The sequence below is a fragment of the Pseudaminobacter soli (ex Li et al. 2025) genome (genome assembly GCF_003012705.1).
In the GTDB taxonomy this organism is placed as follows: domain Bacteria; phylum Pseudomonadota; class Alphaproteobacteria; order Rhizobiales; family Rhizobiaceae; genus Pseudaminobacter; species Pseudaminobacter soli.
The window spans coordinates 271,774-291,667 of record NZ_PXYL01000005.1 but is presented as its reverse complement, the minus strand read 5'-3'; the positions used below and the strand labels follow the sequence as shown (position 1 = coordinate 291,667).

The window sequence follows — 19,894 nt, the reverse complement described above, 5'->3', positions numbered from 1 at the left end:
GGCCATGAGCGTCGATCTTGAGAGGGGCGTGAGCGTCTGATGTCGGCCCAGGAAGAGACAGTTTCCGGCCAGCCCGGAAACCAGATGTCGGCTGCGCGGCGGGGAGCACCAGCGCCGGCCGCCGGCCGAGCTGCCCGGTCGAAGAACTCACTTGGCTATCTGATCGCACGCCGCATGGCTCTCGGCATTGCACTGCTGTTTGCGGCCTCGATGCTGATCTTCGGCGGCGTCGAGGCGTTGCCGGGCGATTTCGCCACCACTTATCTCGGGCAGGAGGCCACGCCGCAGGCCGTGGCAAACATACGGGAGGAACTCGGCCTCGACCGGCCGATGACCGAACGCTATTTGAGCTGGCTGGGCGGCATCCTGCAGGGCGATTTCGGCACCTCGTGGTCGAACCACAATTCGGTCGGCGAGCAGATATGGAAGCGGCTCAGCGATTCGCTGCTGCTGGCGGGGGTCTCAGCGCTGATCTCGATCCCGCTCGCCATCGGCCTCGGCATGATCGCGGTTCTGTACCGCAACCGCATCCCCGACAAGGTCATCAGCATCCTGTCACTTGCGGCGATTTCCCTGCCGGAATTCTTCATCGGCTATCTGCTGATCCAGTTCTTCACCGTCCAACTCGGCATCAGCGAATTTCCGGCGACCGTCTATGACGGCATGAGCCTGGGCGAACGGCTTTCGGCCATTGTCCTGCCCGTGGCCACGCTGGTGACCGTCGTGCTCGCCCATATGATGCGCATGACGCGCTCGGCCATCCTGAACGTCATGTCGTCTGCCTATGTCGAGACAGCCGAACTCAAGGGCCTTTCGGCGCTGCGCATCATTGCCGAGCATGCGGCGCCGAATGCGGTCGCGCCGGTCGTGACCGTCATTGCGCTCAATCTTGCGGCGCTGGTCGTCGGCGTTGTCGTCGTGGAAGTGGTCTTCGTCTATCCGGGCATCGGCCAATACATGGTGGACGCCGTGACGGTGCGCGACATGCCGGTGGTGCAGGGCTGCGGCCTGCTGTTTGCCGCCATCTACATCGTCCTGAACATGGTCGCCGACATCGTGTCGATCCTGGCCAATCCGCGCCTGAGGCATCCGCGATGAGACTGAGATCGATGCCCATCAGCGCGCGGATCGGTCTCGCCGGCATCATGCTGGTGGCCCTGTGCGCCATCTTCGCGCCGCTGATCGCGCCGTATAGCGAGAGCGCAGTGGTCGGCGAGGTCTGGGCGCCCATGGGTGGCGACTTCATCCTTGGCACCGACAATCTCGGCCGCGACCTGCTTTCCCGACTGATCTACGGCGCGCGTGCCACGCTTTTCGTGGCACTGGCGGCGACCCTGCTGTCGTTCTCGATCGGCATGACCCTGAGTTTCACCGCCGTCGTGTCCGGCGGCATCGTCGATCAGGTCCTGTCGCGACTGAACGATCTCCTGATGTCGATCCCGGCGCTGATCCTGGCGCTGATCGTGCTCGCCGTGCTGCCGCAGAACATCGGGATCCTGATCGTCGTCATGGCGGCCATCGACTCGACCCGCGTCTACCGCATCGGCCGTGCCGTCGCGCTCGACGTCAGCGTCATGGACTATGTCGAGGCGGCCTGGCTGCGCGGTGAAGGCAAGCTCTGGATCATTTTTCGCGAGATCCTGCCCAACACGCTGGCCCCTTTGCTGGGCGAATTCGGCCTGCGCTTTGCCTTCTCGATCCTGTTTCTGTCGACGCTTTCGTTCCTAGGCCTCGGCATCCAGCCACCCGTCGCCGACTGGGGCGGCATGGTGAAGGACAACAAGGAAGGCATCATCTTCGGCGTCTCGGCAGCGCTCGCGCCGGGAGCGGCGATCGCGTTCCTCGTCATCTGCGTGAACCTGGTGGTCGACTGGCTGATCAACGCCACCGCCAGCCTGAAAGGGGCGCGCGGCGATGCCTGAGATGCTCTCGGTCAGGAACCTCCGCGTCGAAGTCACCGCGCACCAGCCGGATGGCTCGTCGTCCAGGCTGGTGCTGGTCGACGACGTTTCCTTCGACGTCAGCAAGGGTAAGGTGCTCGGGCTGATCGGCGAATCCGGGGCCGGCAAATCCACCATCGGCCTGACCGCGCTGGCCTACGGGCGGGGCGGCGTGTGCATGACCGGCGGGCAGGTGTTGCTCGACGGCGAGGACATTTCCAAGCTCGACACGCGCGGCATTCGCTCGGTGCGTGGCGCGCGGGTCGCCTATGTGGCGCAATCGGCCGCCGCCGCATTCAACCCCGCGCACAAGCTCGGGCGGCAAGTCATCGAGGCCGCGTTCCGCCATGGCATCATGACGCGGGAAGAAGCTAGGAAGCGCGCGGTCTATCTGTTCGGCGTGCTGGGACTTCCCGACCCTGAGAATTTTGGCGAGCGCTACCCGCATCAGGTTTCCGGCGGCCAATTGCAGCGCGCCATGACCGCGATGGCCCTATGCGCGAACCCGGAGCTCATCGTCTTCGACGAGCCCACGACAGCACTCGACGTGACCACGCAGATCGAGGTCCTTGCTGCGATCAAGCACGCGATCGCCGAGACGAATACCGCGGCGCTGTACATCACCCACGATCTCGCCGTGGTCGCCCAGATTTCCGACGACATCATGGTGCTGCGCCACGGCAAGATGGTCGAGTACGGGCCGACGCGGCAGATCATCGAAGCACCACGCGAGGAATATACCCGGGCGCTGGTCAGCATCCGCCAGACAAGCCGCGAAGCCGCCCGGCCGGACGGCGACGTGTTGCTGAACATCGAAGGGCTGACGGCAGGCTATTCGGACGTGGATGTCCTGCAGGATATCTCGCTGTCCCTGCCCAAGGGCCAGACTTTTGCGGTGGTCGGCGAGTCCGGTTCGGGCAAGTCGACGCTGGCGCGCGTGATCACCGGTCTTCTGCCGCCAAGGACGGGCACGATCGCCTTCAACGGCACGCCGCTGCCGCCGGCGCGCAAGGATCGCTCGCGTGAGCAGCTGCGCCGCATCCAGATGATCTACCAGATGGCGGATACGGCGATGAATCCGCGGCAGAAAATCCGCGACATCATCGGCCGGCCGCTGACGCTCTATTTCGGCACGCGCGGCCAGGCAAAGACCGGTCGGGTCAAGGAACTGCTCGAGCAGATCGAGATGGGGCCGCAGTTTCTCGACCGCTACCCCGCCGAGCTTTCCGGCGGGCAGAAGCAGCGCGTCGCCATTGCCCGCGCGCTGGCGGCGAAGCCAGAGCTGATCCTGTGCGACGAGCCGACCTCGGCACTCGATCCGCTGGTGGCGGAAGGCATATTGAAGCTTCTCCTGCGCCTGCAGGAGGAAACGGCGGTTTCCTACCTCTTCATCACGCACGACATCGCCATCGTGCGCGCAATCGCCGATCGCGTTGCGGTGATGCATCGCGGCCGCGTGGTGCGCCAGGGCGCGAAGACCGCGGTGCTCTCGCCTCCCTTCGACGACTACACCGATCTGCTGCTGCGGTCGGTGCCGGAGATGGAGATCGGCTGGCTGGAGCGCGTCCTGGAAGGACGGCGCGGCAATCAGCGGCAGTCTGCCGCGCCCATAGAGATGGAGAGATCATGAGCGAGACAATCGTCAGCGAACGCGCGCGGAACCTCTATGCCGACGCCCTGGTGTGGGACACCCACTCGGGCTTCATGCCCGATCCGATAGCAGACTTGAACAACCTGCAGATCTGGCGCGACGCCGGGGTCGACTATCTGTCGATCGATGTCGGCTTCGATCTCATGTCGTGGCAGGACACGGTGAAGACCATCGCCGCCTTCCGCCACTGGATCAACGCCCATCCGGATCACTACACGATGGTGACGAGTGCCGACGAGGCGCTGCAGGCGAAAGCCGACGGAAAGCTGGGCATCACCTTCGACATCGAGGGCATGAACGCGCTCGATGGCCGCGTCGAGATGGTCGAATTCTATCACCGGCTTGGCGTGCGCCAGATCCTGTTCGCCTATAACCGCAACAACCTCGCCGGCGGCGGTTGCCATGACGATGACCAGGGACTGACGAGCTTCGGCCGGCAGGTGATCGATGAGATGAACCGGCTCGGCATGTTCGTCGACGTGACCCATTGCGGCCATCGCACCAGCATGGAGGTCATGGAATATTCGAACCGGCCGGTGATCTTCTCGCATTCCAATCCGAAGGCGCTGTGCGGTCACGGCCGCAACATCACCGACGACCAGGTTAGGGTCTGCGCGAAGACGGGCGGCGTCGTCGGGATCGTCGGCATCAACTTCTTCCTCGGCGACGCAGATGCCAGTTCCGAGACGCTCGCCAACCATGTCGACTACCTGCTCGACGTTGCTGGCCCCGAGCATGTCGGCATCGGCCTCGACTATGCCTTTCCCGTGGAAGTTGCGGGCATCGACGAGATCCTCGCGGCCAATCCGCAGTTCTGGCCGAAGAGCGAGGGATATGGCGCCGGACCGAGCGTCTATGCCCGCCCGGCGCAACTGCTCGAAATGACGGAGATATTGCTCCGGCGTGGTCACAAGGACGACACCGTGCGTGGCGTCCTCGGCGGCAATTTCCTGCGCCTCGCAAGAGAGGTCTGGAAATAGCCGCCATGCGGCCGGGCGTGGGGCAGGCCCGGCCGCTCGCAACGTCAATGCAAGTGCAGCCAGGTTCGAACGAGCCAGCGATTGAAGAGGGACGAAAGCAGATGAGGAAGACACTGTTTGGAATGGATCTCGCGGCAAACCGGCGAGAATTCCTCAAGGGAACGGTCGGCGCAGGCATCCTTCTGGTCGGACTGAGCGCCGCGCGGGCGCAGACCGAGCAGGGCGGCACGCCGGTGACGGGCGGACACCTGAAGCTCGGGCTCGATGGCGGCTCGACCACCGACACGCTCGACCCGGCCGGCTATATCAGCGCCTTCGCCTTCGTCCTGGCGCGGAGTTTTGGCGACCATCTGGTCGAGAGCGATCCGGTGACGGGCAAGCCGGTGCCGTCCATCGCCGAGAGTTGGGAGTCGTCCGACAACGCCAAGACCTGGACCTTCAAGATCCGCAACGACGTCGAATTCCACAACGGCAAGAAGCTGACCGTCGATGACGTCGTCAAAACGCTGCAGCGGCACAGCGATGAGAAGTCGCGTTCGGGCGCGCTCGGCTTCCTGAAGGCCATCGCCTCGATCGAAGGCCATGGCAACGAGCTGGTCGTCAAGCTCTCCGAAAGCAATGTCGACCTGCCGCTGATCTTCACCGCCTATCACCTCGTGATCCAGCCGAACGGCGGCTACGACAATCCGTCCGAAGGCATTGGCACCGGGCCCTACAAGCTGGTCAATTTCGAGCCGGGCGTGCGGGCTCTGTTCGAAAAGAACAAGAACGACTGGCGCGAGCGCGGCCATGTCGACAGCTTCGAAATCATCGTCATGAACGATGCGACCGCCCGTACTGCCGCGATCACGGCCGGCAAGGTCCATTTCGTCAACAGCATCGGCGCCAAGACGGTGCCGCTGCTCAAGCGCGTGGCCGGCCTGCAGATCCTCGACACGCCGAGCCGCGGCCACTTCACCATGCCGATGCAGGTGGATAAGGCGCCGTTCGACAATGCCGACCTGCGCCTTGCCCTCAAATACGCCGTCGACCGCGAAGCCATCCTGAAGACCGCGCTTGGCGGCTATGGCACGATCGGCAACGACTTCCCGATCAACGCCACCTATCCCTACTTCCCGGCCGACATCGAACAGCGGGCCTACGATCCGGACAAGGCCGCCTTCCACTTCAAGAAGTCGGGTCATGACGGTCCGGTCGTCCTGCGCACCGCGGATGGCATTTTCTCGGGCGCGGTCGACACCGCCCTGCTGTTCCAGGAAAGCGCCAAGAAGGCCGGCATCAAGGTCGACGTCAAGCGCGAGCCGGCCGATGGCTACTGGACGAATGTGTGGCGTGCGACGCCATTCTGCCTGTCCTACTACGGCAGCCGCCTGACGCAGGACCTGATGTACGCGACCGAGCATCTTTCGGATTCGCCGGCCAACGAGACCAACTTCAACCGGCCGGATTTCGACAAGATCATCAAGGAAGCCCGTTCTGAAGCGGACGACGCCAAGCGTGCGGAACTCTATCACGCGGCAGCGGTCATGGTGCGCGACGAGGGCGGCTCGATCATCCCGGTGTTCAACAACTACCTCAACGCCGCAGGCAAGCGGCTCAAGGGCTACATCCACGACGTCGGCAACGACATGTCGAACGGCTACATCGCCTCGCGCGTCTGGCTGGAAGCCTGAGGCCTCCGGCAGGACTGTAATTCAATAGCCGGCGGTTTCGCCGGCTATTTTCTTTTGGAGCAAGCCTGCGCCGTCGGAGCGTGGGCGCCTCTCTAGGCATGATCTTGTCCGAAAAGTCTGCAACTTTTCGCTGACGCGGTCCTCCGGTTCGGGATCATGCTTTAGCGCTCCATGCTTTGCGCACGCACAGGTTCTTCCAATCTTAGCAAGGCATCGGGGGTCGGTGTTTTCGGCCCGGGTCCTTGGAGCGCGCGCAGCGCGTTGAGGATCACCGCAATATCGATCACTTCCTGCAGCAGGGCGCCGGCGACCGGCGTGATGTAACCGAAGGCGGCGACGATCATGGCGATCCCCGAAAGCGCGAGCCCCACCACGATGCTTTGCAGCGCGATCCTGCGCGTGCGCAGCGAAATGGCAAAGGCGTCGGCGACGCGGTCGACGCGATCGACGAGGATGACGACATCGGCGGCCTCGGAGGAGGCGGTAGCGCCGCGCGCGCCCATGGCGACGCCAACGCTTGCGGCGGCGAGCGCCGGCGCGTCGTTGATGCCGTCGCCGACCATCATCGACGGCTGCCGGGCCTGTTCGGCTTCCACCGCTGCGACTTTCTCGGCCGGCGTCCTGTCGGACAGGACATCGTCCAGCTTCAGCGTGGCGGCGACCACATTCGCAGCTTTGGCATCGTCGCCGGTCACCATGATGATGCGCGAAATGCCTGCTGCGCGAAGGTGCTTGAGGGCGGCCGGCGCATCCTTGCGGATCGCGTCGGCCATCTGGATGAAGGCCGAAAGGCGCCCGTCGATGGAAACGTAGATCGCCAGCGCCGAGTGTTCGGCGGCCGAGGCAACTCCCGCTTTTGCCCAGCCGGGCACCGGCCCATCGCCGAGCACGAGCGTGCGGGAGCCGGCGCGGATGTGCCTTCCGTCAACGACGCCTTCAATGCCGGAGCCGCGAAATTCGCGGACATTGGTGGGGTGCGACAGGGTCAGCCCTTTGCCGCGGACAAGTTCGATCAGCGTTTCGGCCAGCACATGGTGGGAGGCCTGCTCCAGCGAGGCGAGCAGCCGCAGAGCCTCGTCGGGTTCGATATCCGGTACGGTCTCGAAATTGGTGAGCCGCGCTCCGCCTTCGGTCAGCGTGCCGGTCTTGTCGAAGATCGCAGTGCGTATCTGGGCAAGCGCCTCCAGCGCCGCACTGCCCTTCATGAGGATGCCTTCGCGTGCCGCGCGCGAGACGCCGCTGATGAAGGCCACCGGCGCTGCAAGAATGAGCGGGCAGGGGGTAGCGACGACCAGGACCGCCAGCGCCCTGATCTTGTCGCCCGACAGCCACCAGGCCGCGCCGGCGACGATAAGGGTGAAGGGCAGAAGGAAGAGCGCGAAACGGTCGGCGACGCGGATGAACGGAGACTTGGCCGTCTGGGCGGCCTCTACCATCCTGATGATGCCCGCATAGGTGCTCTGGCTTGCGGCCGCGGACGCACGAAAACGAAACGCCTCGCCGGCATTGACCGTGCCGCTGCGCAGCAGGTCGCCGCTGCCGCGCGTGACCGGCAGGGGTTCGCCGGTAACAGTGGATTCGTCGATCGAGGCGTGAGGGTCGAGGAGGTAGCCGTCCACCGGCAGTAGTTCGCCGGCGCGTACAAGCAAGTGATCGCCGATGGCCACATCGTCGACGCCGATATCGACCAGCTCTTCGCCGATCCATTTGTGCGCTACGCGCGGCGTCCGGTCGCGCAGCGATTTCAGGTCGCGTTCGGCCTTGCCGCGGGCGTAGTCCTCGAGAACGTTGCCGCCGGTATACATGATCGCGACGACCACTCCCGCGAGGGGCTGTCCCATGGCAACGGCGGTCGCCATGGATACCAGCGCGATGGCGTCGACGCCGACGCGGCCGATCAAGAAATCGCGAATGATAGACACGGCCAGCGCCACGATAATGGGCACCGTGGCCACGCTCCAGATCAGGTTGGCTTCGGCCTGCCAGTGCAGCAGCGGCGACAGCAGTCCCGCGATCAGGCCGACGATTGCGATTGCCAGGAAGGCCAGGTGAAAGTTGCGTTCGTTCATCTGCTGGAAACCACTTTGTTGCGAGGCTTCACCTCATGGCCTCGCCTTCGTCTTCGATCGGCTTGGCGAATCGGTGCCGCCTGTGCGCCGTGACCAGGGCGTGCGCCTGTCGGGCGATGGTCATTTCCTCGTTGGTGGGAATGACGCGGACCTCGACCGAGCTGTCGGGGCTGCTGATCAGTTCACCGCTGGCCTCATTCTTGTCGAGCTTCACGCCCAGCCATCGCAGCCGGCGGCAGATCTCCTCGCGGATACTGGTGGCATGCTCGCCGACCCCGGCCGTGAACACCAGGGATTCCAGCCCTTCCATCGTGCTTGCCATTGCCGCGATGTCCTGGGCGATGCGGAAGGTGAAAAGGTCGAGCGCCTCGGCGGCATGCGGGTTGTCGCTGGCCAGCAACAGCCGGACATCACCGGAAATGCCGGATACCCCCAACAGGCCGGAGCGATAGTAAAGCATCTGCTCGACATCGCCGGACGACAGGCCGAGCGCCTGTTGCAGATAGAGGATGATGCCCGGGTCGATGGCGCCCGACCGGGTCGCCATCATCAGCCCATCGAGCGCGGTGAAGCCCATGGTGGTGTCGATGCTTTTGCCGTTCTGCATGGCGCACAGGCTGCATCCGGCGCCGAGATGCGCTGCCACAGTCTTCTTCGCGGCAAGCCCTGGCGAGATTTCGGCCAGGCGCGTGGCGATGAATTCGTAGGACAGGCCGTGGAAGCCATAACGGCGGATGCCCATCTGCTCATATTCGCGCGGTATGGCATAGCGGTTGGCCGGCGACTTCAGCGTGCTGTGGAATGCCGTGTCGAAGCAGCCGATCTGGGGGATGTCCGGCCGCAGCGCGAGAAAGGCCTTCACCGGCCGCAGGCTCGCCGGCTGGTGCAGCGGCGCGATGGGCGTCAGCGCTTCGAGCTCTTTCAGGATGTCGTCTGTCAGGCGGGTGGGTTTTACGAAGCGGCTGCCGCCATGAACGATGCGATGCCCCACCGCCTCCAAACGCTCACTGCCGAGGAAGGGATCGAGCACCACGATGAGTTCGCGCAGCAGCGTCTCGGTCGGCGGCGAGACCGCGGTCAGTGATTTGTCGACCAAAAGCTTGCCCGTTGCATCCTTCACGGAAAAGCGCGGCGTGTCCGAGAGGCTCTCGAACACGCCTCTCAGGCGCTGCTCGATCTTGCCATCGGGCTCGACTTGGTAGAGGCCGAATTTCAGGCTCGATGAGCCGGCGTTCAAGGTCAGTATGGCCAATTTGCCGGCTCCCGGATCGCGGGCGGGATGCGCCTCAGCCATAGGGCCAGACCCAGTTGCGCACCTCGGGCATGTCCTGTCCTTCCCTGCAGACATACTGCCGGTGCTCTGCCAGTTTCTCTTCGAAACGCCGCTTGGCGTCCGCCGCCTTTTCGCTCTGCCGGCTCATCCGGTTGATCGCCTCGATGGCAAGGTGATAGCGATCGAGATCGTTCATCACCGCCATGTCGAAGGGCGTCGTCGTGGTGCCTTCCTCCTTGAACCCGCGCACATGGATGTTCGGGTGGTTCCTGCGCCGATAGGTCAGCCGATGGATGAGGAACGGGTAGCCGTGATAGGCGAAGATGACCGGCCTGTCCTTCGTGAACAGCGCATCGAACTCGTCATCGGTCAGTCCGTGCGGGTGCTCGATCTGCGGCTGCAGGGCCATCAGGTCCACCACATTGACCACTCGGATCCTGAGGTCCGGCAGTTCACTGCGCAGCAGGTCGACTGCGGCGAGGGTCTCCAGCGTCGGCACATCGCCTGCGCAGGCCATCACCACATCCGGCTCGGCTTCCTCGCTTTCGGTTCCGGCCCACTTCCAGATGCCCACGCCGGCCTCGCAATGGGCGATGGCTGTGTCCATGTCGAGCCATTGCAGCTGTGGCTGCTTGCCGGCAACGATCACGTTGATGCGGTTGTAGGTCCGCAGGCAGTGGTCGGTGACCCAGAGCAAAGTGTTCGCGTCCGGCGGCAGGTAAACGCGGACGACATCCGCCTTCTTGTTCGTGACAAGGTCGACGAAGCCAGGGTCCTGATGGCTGAAGCCGTTGTGGTCCTGCCGCCAGACATGCGAGGTCAGGAGATAGTTCAGCGAGGCGATCGGCTTGCGCCAGGTAAGCTTGCGCGACGCGTCCAGCCATTTCGCATGCTGGTTGAACATGGCGTCCACGATGTGGATGAAGGCCTCATAGCAGGAGAAGAAGCCGTGGCGGCCGGTGAGCAGGTAGCCCTCCAGCCAGCCCTGGCAAAGGTTCTCGCTCAGCACCTCCATGACGCGCCCCTCATGGGCGAGATGTTCGTCATAGGGCTCGATCTCCTCCATCCAGACGCGGTCGGTGATGTCGAAGACGGCGTCGAGGCGGTTGGAGGCGGTCTCGTCGGGACCCATCAGCCTGAAATTGCGGGCGACGGCATTGAGGCTCATCACCTGTTCGAGCAGCCGGCCCATGACGCGCGTGGATTCGGCTTGCGAGCGGCCCGGCCTGTCGACCTTGACCGCCAGCTTGCGGAAATCCGGCATCTCCAGATCCTGCTTGAGCAGGCCGCCATTGGCATGCGGATTGGCGCCCATGCGGCGCTCGCCCTGGGGCGGCAGCGCCTGCAGATCGTCGATCAGGCGCCCGTTCTTGTCGAACAGTTTTTCCGGCTCATAGCTGCGCATCCATTTCTCAAGGAGGTGCAGGTGCTCTGGGTTGTTGCGCGGGTCGGTGATCGGCACCTGGTGCGAGCGCCAGAAGCCTTCGACCTTCTTGCCATCCACCTCCTTGGGACCGGTCCAGCCCTTGGGACTTCTGAGGACGATCATCGGCCAGCGCGGCGCGCGCGATGCCTTGCCCGGCCCGCGGGCCTCGCGCTGGATCTCCTTGATGCGGGTCAGCACGACGTCCAGCGTCGTGGCCATTTCCAGGTGCATCTCGTTCGGATCTTCGCCCTCGACGAAGAAGGGCTCGTAGCCATAGCCCCACATCAGGCTCTCGAGCTCGTCCTTCGGCATGCGGGCGAGGATCGTGGGGTTGGCGATCTTGTAGCCGTTGAGATGCAGGATTGGCAGCACCGCGCCGTCATGGACCGGGTTGAGGAACTTGTTGGAATGCCAGGAAGCCGCCAGCGTGCCTGTCTCGGCCTCGCCGTCGCCGATCACGCAGGCGACGATCAGGTCGGGATTGTCGAAAGCCGCGCCATAGGCATGGACCAGCGCATAGCCCAGCTCTCCACCTTCATGGATCGAGCCCGGCGTCTCTGGGGCGACATGGCTGGGGATGCCGCCCGGGAAGGAAAACTGCCGGAACAGCTTGCGCATGCCGCCCACGTCGCGGCCGATCTCCGGGTAGATTTCGGTATATGTGCCCTCGAGATAGGTGTTGGCGACCATGCCGGGGCCGCCGTGACCGGGCCCGCAGATATAGATCATGTCGAGATCGCGAGCTCGGATGACCCGGTTGAGGTGCGCGTAAGTGAAATTGAGGCCGGGCGTGGTGCCCCAGTGCCCGAGCAGGCGCGGCTTGATGTGTTCCGGCTTCAGCGGTTCCCGCAGCAACGGATTGCCGAGCAGGTAGATCTGGCCGACCGAAAGGTAGTTGGCCGCCTGCCAGTAGCGCTGAATAAGCTCGAGTTCTTTCGCATCGAGCGCGCCACGCCGGACGTTTGGAGCAAGCTGTCCCATACCGGTGTCCTCCACTTTGACCGAGGTTCTGCGGACAGACTGCTAGAATAGGTCAGCGGACGCTTTGCGCCACATCAAATGCGGTTTTCTTTTTTTCATGCGATCCGAAGGTTTCGGCGCGTTCGCTCGACCGGGGGCTATGATGCCCCGCCGCATCACTTTCCAAAGAGTGAGAAAATCTTCATTCGGGCAGTAGACATCGGACCGCCAATCGCCCAATCTCAGTTCCGGGAACATAACAAAGCGCTGCCATGACAGCGCAGCATGAACTGAATGGGCATGACCAAAGGTTGGAAACTGTACGACCCGCGGCTGGCGTGGATGCTGGTTGCGCCGGTGTTATTGCTGCTTCTTCTGTTCCTGCTGCTACCGATCGCCGTGATGGGGGTCTATACCTTCTTCACCTTCGTTACGGCAGGCGTCGAGACGAGCGCGCTGACCTTTGCCAACTGGAAGGAATTCCTCACCGACAGCTACTATCACGGCTTCCTGCTGAAGACCGTTCGCGTCGGTGCCATGACCGCGATCATCTGCGCGGTTCTCGGCTATTTCCCTGCCTATTTCATCTGGGCGACGACCTTCCGGCATAAATGGCTGCTGCTTCTGCTGCTCATCGTGCCGTTCTGGATCAGTTTCACCATCCGCACCTTCTCGTGGATCCATATCCTGGGCGAGCAGGGGATCATCAACGTCACGCTGCTCAAGCTCGGCCTGATCGACCAGCCGTTGCAGATGCTCTACACCGAGGGCGCGGTGATCATGGGGCTCCTGCATTTCCTGCTGCCCTACATGATCCTCAACGTCTATGTGAGCCTCGAAAGCATCGACCGCACGCTGATTTCCGCAGCTCGGTCCATGGGCTGCACCAGCGCGCAGGCGTTCCGTGAGGTCACGCTGCCGCTGTCGTTGCCTGGGCTCGGAGCCGGCCTGCTGCTCTGCTTCGTGCTCGCTGCCGGCAGCTATGTGACGCCGCAGCTGCTCGGCTCGGGGCGCGATGCGCTGTTCGGCAACCTGATCTACGACACCATCATGGGCCAGCTTAACTGGCCGATGGGCGCCACACTCTCCATTGTGCTGTTCGTCGTGCTCGGCTGCTTTGCGGCCGCCTATACCCGCTACATGGGCATGTCCCAGATTGTGAAGGGGCTCGGAGGATGATCGCGGGGCAACATCAGGACAAGGAAGGGCGATGGGCCTGGCGGCTGACCGGCTTCATCACGCTTTGCGTCTACATCTTCATGTTCGCGCCGATCATCGCCACTGTTGTGCTGTCCTTCAACGCCTCGATGTTCGGCGGCTTCCCGCTCACCGGCTTCAGCCTGCAGTGGTATGCCAAGCTTTTGTCCAACGAGCAGGTGCTTACCGCTTTCAGGACCTCGATGTGGATCGCGTTCGTCACGGCGGCGGTCACGACGCTGCTCGGCATCATCACGGCCTATGCCCTGGTTCGCTTCGAGTTTCCCGGCAAGGCGACCTTCGGCACGCTGGTCATTCTGCCCGCGCTGGTGCCCGAGACGATCCTGGGCGTCGGGCTGCTGGTGCTTATCAAGGCGGTCGATCAGCCGCGCAGCATGGGGCTTTTGCTACTCGGGCATATCCTGCTTGCGTTGCCCTATGTGGTGCTGATCACCCAGGCGCGCATGGTTGGCATCAGGCGTACCTATGAGGAGGCGGCGTTGTCGCTGGGGGCGTCGCGCATCTCGTCGTTCCGCGAGATCACGCTGCCGCTGCTCATCCCGGCGGTCGTCGCCAGCGCGCTCCTGGCCTTCACCATCTCCTTCGACAACACTTCGGCGAGCCTGTTCTGGCGGCCGGCCGGCGTCGAGACGATGCCGACCCAGATCCTGTCGATGCTCAAGATTTCGATAAGCCCGGAGATCAATGCCCTCGGCACGGTCATGATCCTCGTGACCGTCGGCATTCCGCTGGTCGGCGGGCTCATGTTGCAAGGCCTTACCCGGTTGAGAAAACGCGTCGATGCAAAGGGGAACGCATAATGAAAATTTCGACCACGAAGAGACTTGAACGACTGAACGAGCGATATGGGAACGGCGACATCAGCCGCCGCTCCTTCCTGACCCTGACGGCGGCCGCAGCCGCCTCGGTGGGACTTTCCACGCCCTGGATCGGCCGCGCGCTGGCAGCCGCGACCGAGGTGCGCTTCGACGGTTGGGGCGGCGTGGTGCAGGAGGCGATCGATAAATACGCCTTCCAGGCATACACCCAGAAGACCGGCATCAAGGTGGTGCAGGGCACCTTCGGCGACGAGGACGAGATCATCACCAAGATCAAGACCTCGAAGCCGGGCGACTTCCAGGTCATCCATTCTTCGGGCGTGAACTACTACATCAAATACGTGAATGCCGGCGTGAACTCGGAGATCAACGAGGCCAACATTCCCAATATGGCGAATGTTCTGGCGCCGATGATCGAGCCCTTCCGCAAGATCACGCCCAAGATCTCGGCTGTGCCTTACGACTACGGCACCACCGGTATCGCCTATAACAACAAGGTCATCTCGGACGACGAGGCCAAGGAAAAGGGCGTCGGCCTGCTATTCGACAAGAAGTATGCCGGCAAGGTGGGCGGCTATTCCGACATGACCACGCGCGTGTGGTATGCGGCGCTGCAGAGCGGCCAGGACCCCAACAACATCCAGGACATGGATGCCGTCTGGGCGAAGGTGCGCGAGAACCGGGACCTCGCCAAGAAGTTCTGGAGCTCGGGCGCCGAGCTGATGGACCTGCTTTCCAAGGGCGAGATCGTTGTCACGGACGCCTGGTCCGGCCGCGTCGCTGCGCTGCAGCAGCAGGGCCATCCGATCGGCTATATCGACCCGAAGGGCTCCTATGCCTGGATGGAGGATATGCTGGTCCTCAAGGGCTCGCCGATGCCCGAGTGCGAGGAACTGATCAACTTCATGCTCGAGCCCGCCACCTCGATTGCGGTTGCCGAAGGCCAGAACTATCCGCCGTCGCTCGACCCGACCAAGGTCAAGCTCGGCGACAAGATCCCGACGCTGCCCGCCTTCGACCCGACCGGCTCGATGAAGGCGCTGACCTTCGCCGATCCGGTCTACTGGGCAACCAACGAAGACGCTTGGAACAAGCAGTGGGACAGGATTTCGAAAGGTGCATGAGAGCCTGGAAACCTCTGCCCAGACACCCCGGCCGGAAACGGCCGGGGGACTGCCGGCCGGCGCGGCTCGCGACGGCGGGCAACTGGAAAAGCCGGCGGTCGAGTTCCGCAACATCGACATCGCCTATGGCAAGTTCGTTGCGGTGCGCAATTTCTCTCTCGCCATCCGCAAGGGCAGCTTTATCACCCTGCTAGGCCCTTCCGGCTGCGGCAAGACCACAATCCTGCGCTCCATTGCGGGGCTGGTCGATATTTCGGCCGGACAGATTTCGATTGGCGGAAAGCGCGTCGACGACGTGCCGATCTACAAGCGCAATATCGGCCTGGTGTTCCAGAGCTATGCGCTCTTTCCGCACAAGAACGTCTTCGACAATGTCGCCTTCGGGTTGAAGTATCGCAATGTGCCGAAACCGGAGATCGCGCGCCGGGTGAGCAAGGCGCTGGAGATGGTGCGGCTTCCGGGCAGCGAGAAGAAGCTGCCGTCGCAGCTCTCCGGCGGTCAGCAGCAGCGCATCGCGCTGGCGCGCGCCATCGTGTTCGAGCCCGAGGTTCTGCTTCTGGACGAGCCGCTTTCGGCGCTCGACGCCAATATGCGCGAGGAGATGCGTGTCGAGATCAAGAAAATCCAGAAGGAGACGGGCATTACGGCCATCTTCGTGACCCACGATCAGGAAGAGGCACTCTCGATGTCCGACCAGATCGTCGTCATGGATGCAGGCACGATGGAGCAGATCGGCTCGCCCGAACAGGTCTATGAGACGCCGGCAACCGCCTTCGTGGCCGACTTCCTCGGCAAGGCGAACATGCTGCCGGGCGTCGTCTCGTCGGTCGACGGGCATAAGGCAACGATCACGCTTTCGGCCGGGCAGGCCGTCACCGCGGTTTCGCCGAAGGTGCTGACGCCCGGGGCTCGTGTCTCCGTGGTGGTGCGCCCGCAAAAGCTGTCGGTCGGCGCCTCGGTCCCGGCAAACAAGCTGGCGGGGCGCGTGGTCTCGACCTCTTATCTCGGCGGCAGTGCCATCTATGAGATCGACATTGGCGAGCGGACGATCATCCGCGCCAATACGCCGATAGACGGCAAGGTCGCGCGCGAAGGCGAGGCAATCAATGTCGGCTTCGATCCGGCGGGCTGTGTGCTGCTGGATGAAAAAGGCCTACGCATCGCCTGAGACAGGTGATGCGTAGGGGCGCATTGAAGTGCGCCTGGGGCAGTTCGATCAAAGTCAGTAGACGGCGCCCTTGCTTTCGCTGTGCGACGGCTGCTTTTCGGCGCCCGCAAAGCTGGCGCGAAGGTTCGTCGTCGCCGCCACCAGAAGCCCCACATCGCTGCCGACGGCGACGAAACTCGCCCCCAGTTCGACATAGCGGCGGGCGAGCGTCTGGTCGGAGGTCAGGATGCCGGCGGCCTTGCCATGCGAGCGGATGCGGGTGAGGGCGGCTTCAAGTGCTTGTTGCACTTCCGGCGCACCGGGCTTGCCGAGATACCCCATGTCGGCGGCGAGATCAGCAGGGCCAATGAAGACCCCATCGACGCCTTCGGTCGAGGCGATGTCGTCGAGGGCGGCAAGTCCCGCCCGGCTCTCGACCTGCAGCAGCAAGCAGATCTCGTCGTTGGCACTCTGCAGATAATCCGGAATGCGGTTGAAGGCGGAGGCGCGCGCAAGGGCCGCGCCCACGCCGCGCATGCCGTGCGGTGGATAGCGGGTAGCCCGCACCAAGGCGCGCGCCTGCTCGCCGCTTTCGACCATCGGCACCAGTAGCGTCTGGGCGCCGATGTCGAGGATCTGCTTGATCAGCCAAGCTTCGCCGATTGGCGGCCGCACCACCGCGTGGCTGCTCGAGGCGGCCAACGCCTGAAGCTGCGACAGCAGCAAGGGGATGTCGTTGGGTGCGTGTTCGGCGTCGAGGACCAGCCAGTCGAACCCGGCTCCGGCGCAGATTTCGGCAGTGTAGGGGCTGGCGAGCGCAAGCCACATGCCGATCTGCGTCCGGCCGTCCCGAAGCGCCTGTTTGAAACTATTGCGAGGGGCCGGCATTCAGGACCTCATTCGAAGAAGCAGCTGATCGTCCCGTAGGGCCCGAAATCGGCGACGATCGTGTCGCCGTGGCGGGCTTCGACGGGGCGGATGAAGGAGCCGGCAAGTACGATTTGGCCGGCCTCGATGCTCTCGCCATAGGCGGCGAGGCGGTTTGCTAGCCACGCGATACCGCGCGCCGGATGATTGAGGACGCCAGCGCCAAGACCGGTTTCTTCCACCTCGGCATTGCGGGAGACGATGGCGCCCATCCAGCGCATGTCGACCTCCTGCGGGCGCATCGCGCGGCCGCCGATGACGATGCCGGCATTGGCGGCGTTGTCGGAGATGGTGTCGACGATGGTGCGGGCCTTCTTCGTTTCCGGATCGACCCGCAGGATGCGGGTGTCGAGGATTTCGAGCGCGGGCGTGACGTAGTCCGTCGCGTTGAGCACGTCGAAGACGGTGACGTTCGGCCCGCTGAGCGGGGCCTTCATGACAAAGGCGATCTCGGCCTCGATGCGCGGTTGGATGAAGCGCTCCTTCGGGATCGTGGCGCCGTCCTCGAACATCATGTCGTCGAACAGCACGCCGGAATCCGGAATGTCGATGTTCAGCGCATATTGCATCGCCTTGGAGGTGAGGCCGATCTTCCAGCCGATCACCTTGCGGCCGTCGGCGATCTTCTGCTTCACCCAGGCAGACTGGACGGCATAGGCATCGTCCATGGTCATTTCAGGATGTTTCAGGGAAAGCAGGCCCGTCTGGACGCGGCTTCGCTCGGCGTTGTCCAGTGCCTTCACCGCAGTGGTAATTTCGGCGCTTGTCAGCATGGTTCAGACCACCTCGTCAGCAATCGTATTGCGCAGAAGACCGATGCATTCGGCTTCGACTTCCACGACATCGCCGGGCTTCAGCCAGATCGGCGGATCGAAGCGTGCGCCCGCTCCCGTCGGCGTGCCGGTGACGATGACATCGCCCGGCACGAGCGTCGTGAAGGTGGAGATGTAGCTGATGATCTTGCGGAAGGAAAAGATCATCCGGCTGGTGCGGTCCTGCTGGCGCACCTCACCATTGACGCGCGTTTCCAGCTTGATGTCGACGAGTTGCGCCTCGTCGGTGAAGGGTACGAGCCATGGGCCGATGGAACCGCTGCGATCGAAATTCTTGCCCTGCGTGACATTGAACTTGCCGTGCCGCACCCAGTCGCGCAGCGTGCCCTCGTTGCAGAGCGACAGGGCGGCGATGTGGTCGAGCGCGGAGGCTTCGGGAATGCGGCGCCCGCCCTTGCCGACGACGATGACGATCTCGCCCTCATAGTCGAGCTGGGGGCTTTCCGGCGGCCTCACTAAGGCCTGCTTGTGGCCCACGAACGAACGCGGGAAGCGGATGAAGAGCGAGGGGTTGGAAGGGGCGGCCTGGCCGTCCTTGTACTCCTCGTTGCGGTCGGGGAAGTTCACGCCGACGCAGATGATCTTTTCCGGAGCCGGGACAGGAATCTCGTAGCGGATGTCGCCAAGGTCGATATCCGGGGTAAGACCCGCTGCCTCGTCGGCGAGGCGCTGTAGCGCGCCCGCCTCGATGACCTCGCGCAGCGTCGGCCATTGCTTGCCATGCCGCGCCGTGAGGTCGACGACCCCGCAATCGGTGACCAGGCCGTATCTTTGCGCCCCGGCGATGGAGAATGTGGCGAATCTTGCGCGTTCCATGTCAGTCCTTCCGCCCATCTATGCTTACGGTGCCACGATAGGCTGGGCCTTGAGGATCGATTCCCTGGCCTCGGTGCCGGCAAAATTGCTCCCTTCCTCGAACCAGGAACGCGGAGCCGGTGCGCCCCACAAGGTCTGGCGCTGCGGGTCCTTGAGGTCCCATTTGATCGGCTCCAGATCCGGATCGACCGTCTGGTAGTCGGAGCAGTAGATCTCGATGCGATGGCCGTCGGGGTCACGGACATAGAGGAAGAAGGCGTTCGAGATGCCATGGCGGCCGGGGCCGCGCTCGATATTGGCGAGCCAGCCGGAGGTGGACATCAGGTCGAGCAGGTCAATGATGTTCAGCGGCGTCGGCACCCAGAATGCGGTGTGATGCAGGCGCGGGCCGCGGCCGTTGGTAAAGGCGATGTCGTGCACGCCGCCCTTGCGGTGCGTCCAGGCCGCCCAGAGGCGCCCGGTTTCCTCGTCCTCGGTGTACTCAGTCACCCGGAAGCCGATCTCGTTGTAGAAGGCTACCGCCTCGTCGACATTCGGCGAGAAGCAGTTGAAGTGATCGATGCGCAGCGGCTTCACGCCCTTATAGAGCGCGTATTTCTGATGGATCGGCGGCAGGCGGTCCATCTTCGAATAGAATTCGAGTGGAATGCCCTGCGGATCGCGCGTGCGGAAGGTGCGCGACTGGTAGGGCCGCTCGATCCATTCGACCGGCAGGTCCTTCTGCTTGAAGAAATGCGCTGCCTTGTCCAGGTCTTCCTCGCTATAGACCTTGAAGCCGAGGTCCCGCGCCTCTGCCGTGCCCGCCTTCTTCAAGATGATGCAGTGATGGCCGCGTTCTTCCATCGCGCGCAGATAGATCGTGTCGGCCGTCTCGTCGGTGACCTGAAGGCCGAGCACGTCGACGTAGAACGCGCGCGACTTGGCAAGATCGGTGACGGCGAGCTCGATATGGCTCAGCCGCACGATGTTGAAGGGCGGATGAAGGTTCGGTTTGGGCAATGGCATGAGTGTCTCCTCCACGAGCGTTGGGCGCGGCTGT

At 63.5% G+C, this 19,894-nt stretch carries 16 protein-coding genes; 9 read left to right on the top strand and 7 right to left on the bottom strand.

Annotation, left to right across the window (positions count from 1 at the left end; all coding sequences use genetic code 11):
- Positions 1-39 precede the first annotated feature (39 nt).
- The 5 genes from C7I85_RS12985 (at position 40) to C7I85_RS12965 (ending at position 6,244) form a co-directional block, all read left to right on the top strand.
- On the top strand, positions 40-1,098 hold the full coding sequence (locus C7I85_RS12985) for an ABC transporter permease (RefSeq protein ID WP_106724408.1): 1,059 nt from the start codon (positions 40-42) through the stop codon (positions 1,096-1,098).
- Positions 1,095-1,922, top strand: a complete 828-nt coding sequence (locus tag C7I85_RS12980) for an ABC transporter permease (protein WP_106724407.1) — start codon at positions 1,095-1,097, stop codon at positions 1,920-1,922. The genes C7I85_RS12985 and C7I85_RS12980 overlap by 4 nt, the downstream gene beginning before the upstream one ends.
- On the top strand, positions 1,915-3,570 hold the full coding sequence (locus tag C7I85_RS12975; RefSeq protein ID WP_106724406.1) for an ABC transporter ATP-binding protein: 1,656 nt from the start codon (positions 1,915-1,917) through the stop codon (positions 3,568-3,570). The genes C7I85_RS12980 and C7I85_RS12975 overlap by 8 nt, the downstream gene beginning before the upstream one ends.
- A complete protein-coding gene (locus tag C7I85_RS12970) occupies positions 3,567-4,571 on the top strand; it encodes a dipeptidase (protein WP_106724405.1) in 1,005 nt (334 codons plus the stop codon). The genes C7I85_RS12975 and C7I85_RS12970 overlap by 4 nt, the downstream gene beginning before the upstream one ends.
- A 122-nt stretch (positions 4,572-4,693) precedes the next feature.
- Positions 4,694-6,244 (top strand): ABC transporter substrate-binding protein, encoded by a 1,551-nt coding sequence (locus tag C7I85_RS12965; protein ID WP_245444920.1) that lies wholly within the window; start codon positions 4,694-4,696, stop codon positions 6,242-6,244.
- A 161-nt stretch (positions 6,245-6,405) separates the two neighbouring features.
- Here the strand turns inward: C7I85_RS12965 and C7I85_RS12960 are convergent, their stop codons facing one another.
- From C7I85_RS12960 to C7I85_RS12950, 3 genes are read right to left on the bottom strand one after another with little or no spacing between them, the layout of a single operon-like run.
- Positions 6,406-8,313, bottom strand: a complete 1,908-nt coding sequence (locus C7I85_RS12960) for a heavy metal translocating P-type ATPase (protein WP_106724403.1) — start codon at positions 8,311-8,313, stop codon at positions 6,406-6,408.
- Between the two features lie 28 nt (positions 8,314-8,341).
- Positions 8,342-9,565: an acetate/propionate family kinase gene (locus C7I85_RS12955; RefSeq protein WP_245444919.1), complete on the bottom strand. Its 1,224-nt coding sequence runs from the start codon at positions 9,563-9,565 to the stop codon at positions 8,342-8,344.
- Positions 9,566-9,599: 34 nt separating this feature from the next.
- The gene (locus C7I85_RS12950; RefSeq protein ID WP_106724401.1) at positions 9,600-11,993 is read right to left on the bottom strand and encodes a phosphoketolase family protein; all 2,394 of its coding nucleotides are present in this window, start codon (positions 11,991-11,993) and stop codon (positions 9,600-9,602) included.
- Positions 11,994-12,272: 279 nt separating this feature from the next.
- Between C7I85_RS12950 and C7I85_RS12945 the strand changes: the two genes are divergently transcribed.
- Genes C7I85_RS12945 through C7I85_RS12930 form a run of 4 tightly spaced genes read left to right on the top strand, consistent with a single transcriptional unit; the run spans position 12,273 to position 16,300 of the window.
- Positions 12,273-13,151, top strand: a complete 879-nt coding sequence (locus tag C7I85_RS12945; protein WP_106724475.1) for an ABC transporter permease — start codon at positions 12,273-12,275, stop codon at positions 13,149-13,151.
- Positions 13,148-13,990 (top strand): ABC transporter permease, encoded by an 843-nt coding sequence (locus C7I85_RS12940; protein ID WP_106724400.1) that lies wholly within the window; start codon positions 13,148-13,150, stop codon positions 13,988-13,990. Before C7I85_RS12945 ends, C7I85_RS12940 begins: the two co-directional genes overlap by 4 nt.
- A complete protein-coding gene (locus tag C7I85_RS12935; RefSeq protein ID WP_106724399.1) occupies positions 13,990-15,132 on the top strand; it encodes an extracellular solute-binding protein in 1,143 nt (380 codons plus the stop codon). Before C7I85_RS12940 ends, C7I85_RS12935 begins: the two co-directional genes overlap by 1 nt.
- A complete protein-coding gene (locus C7I85_RS12930; protein ID WP_106724398.1) occupies positions 15,125-16,300 on the top strand; it encodes an ABC transporter ATP-binding protein in 1,176 nt (391 codons plus the stop codon). Before C7I85_RS12935 ends, C7I85_RS12930 begins: the two co-directional genes overlap by 8 nt.
- Before the next feature lie 54 nt (positions 16,301-16,354).
- On the opposite strand, the gene hpaI is transcribed toward C7I85_RS12930, so the two are convergent.
- From hpaI to hpaD, 4 genes are read right to left on the bottom strand one after another with little or no spacing between them, the layout of a single operon-like run.
- On the bottom strand, positions 16,355-17,167 hold the full coding sequence (gene hpaI, locus C7I85_RS12925; RefSeq protein WP_106724397.1) for a 4-hydroxy-2-oxoheptanedioate aldolase: 813 nt from the start codon (positions 17,165-17,167) through the stop codon (positions 16,355-16,357).
- Between the two features lie 8 nt (positions 17,168-17,175).
- Positions 17,176-17,979, bottom strand: coding sequence for a 2-oxo-hept-4-ene-1,7-dioate hydratase (gene hpaH / locus C7I85_RS12920; protein ID WP_106724396.1), 804 nt, complete (start codon positions 17,977-17,979; stop codon positions 17,176-17,178).
- Between the two features lie 3 nt (positions 17,980-17,982).
- Positions 17,983-18,855 carry a fumarylacetoacetate hydrolase family protein gene (locus C7I85_RS12915; RefSeq protein WP_106724395.1) on the bottom strand — a complete coding sequence of 291 codons (873 nt, stop codon included), beginning with the start codon at positions 18,853-18,855 and terminating at the stop codon, positions 17,983-17,985.
- Positions 18,856-18,879: 24 nt separating this feature from the next.
- Entirely contained in the window at positions 18,880-19,860 is a 981-nt protein-coding gene (hpaD, locus tag C7I85_RS12910; RefSeq protein ID WP_106724394.1) for a 3,4-dihydroxyphenylacetate 2,3-dioxygenase, read from the bottom strand.
- Positions 19,861-19,894 lie beyond the last annotated feature (34 nt).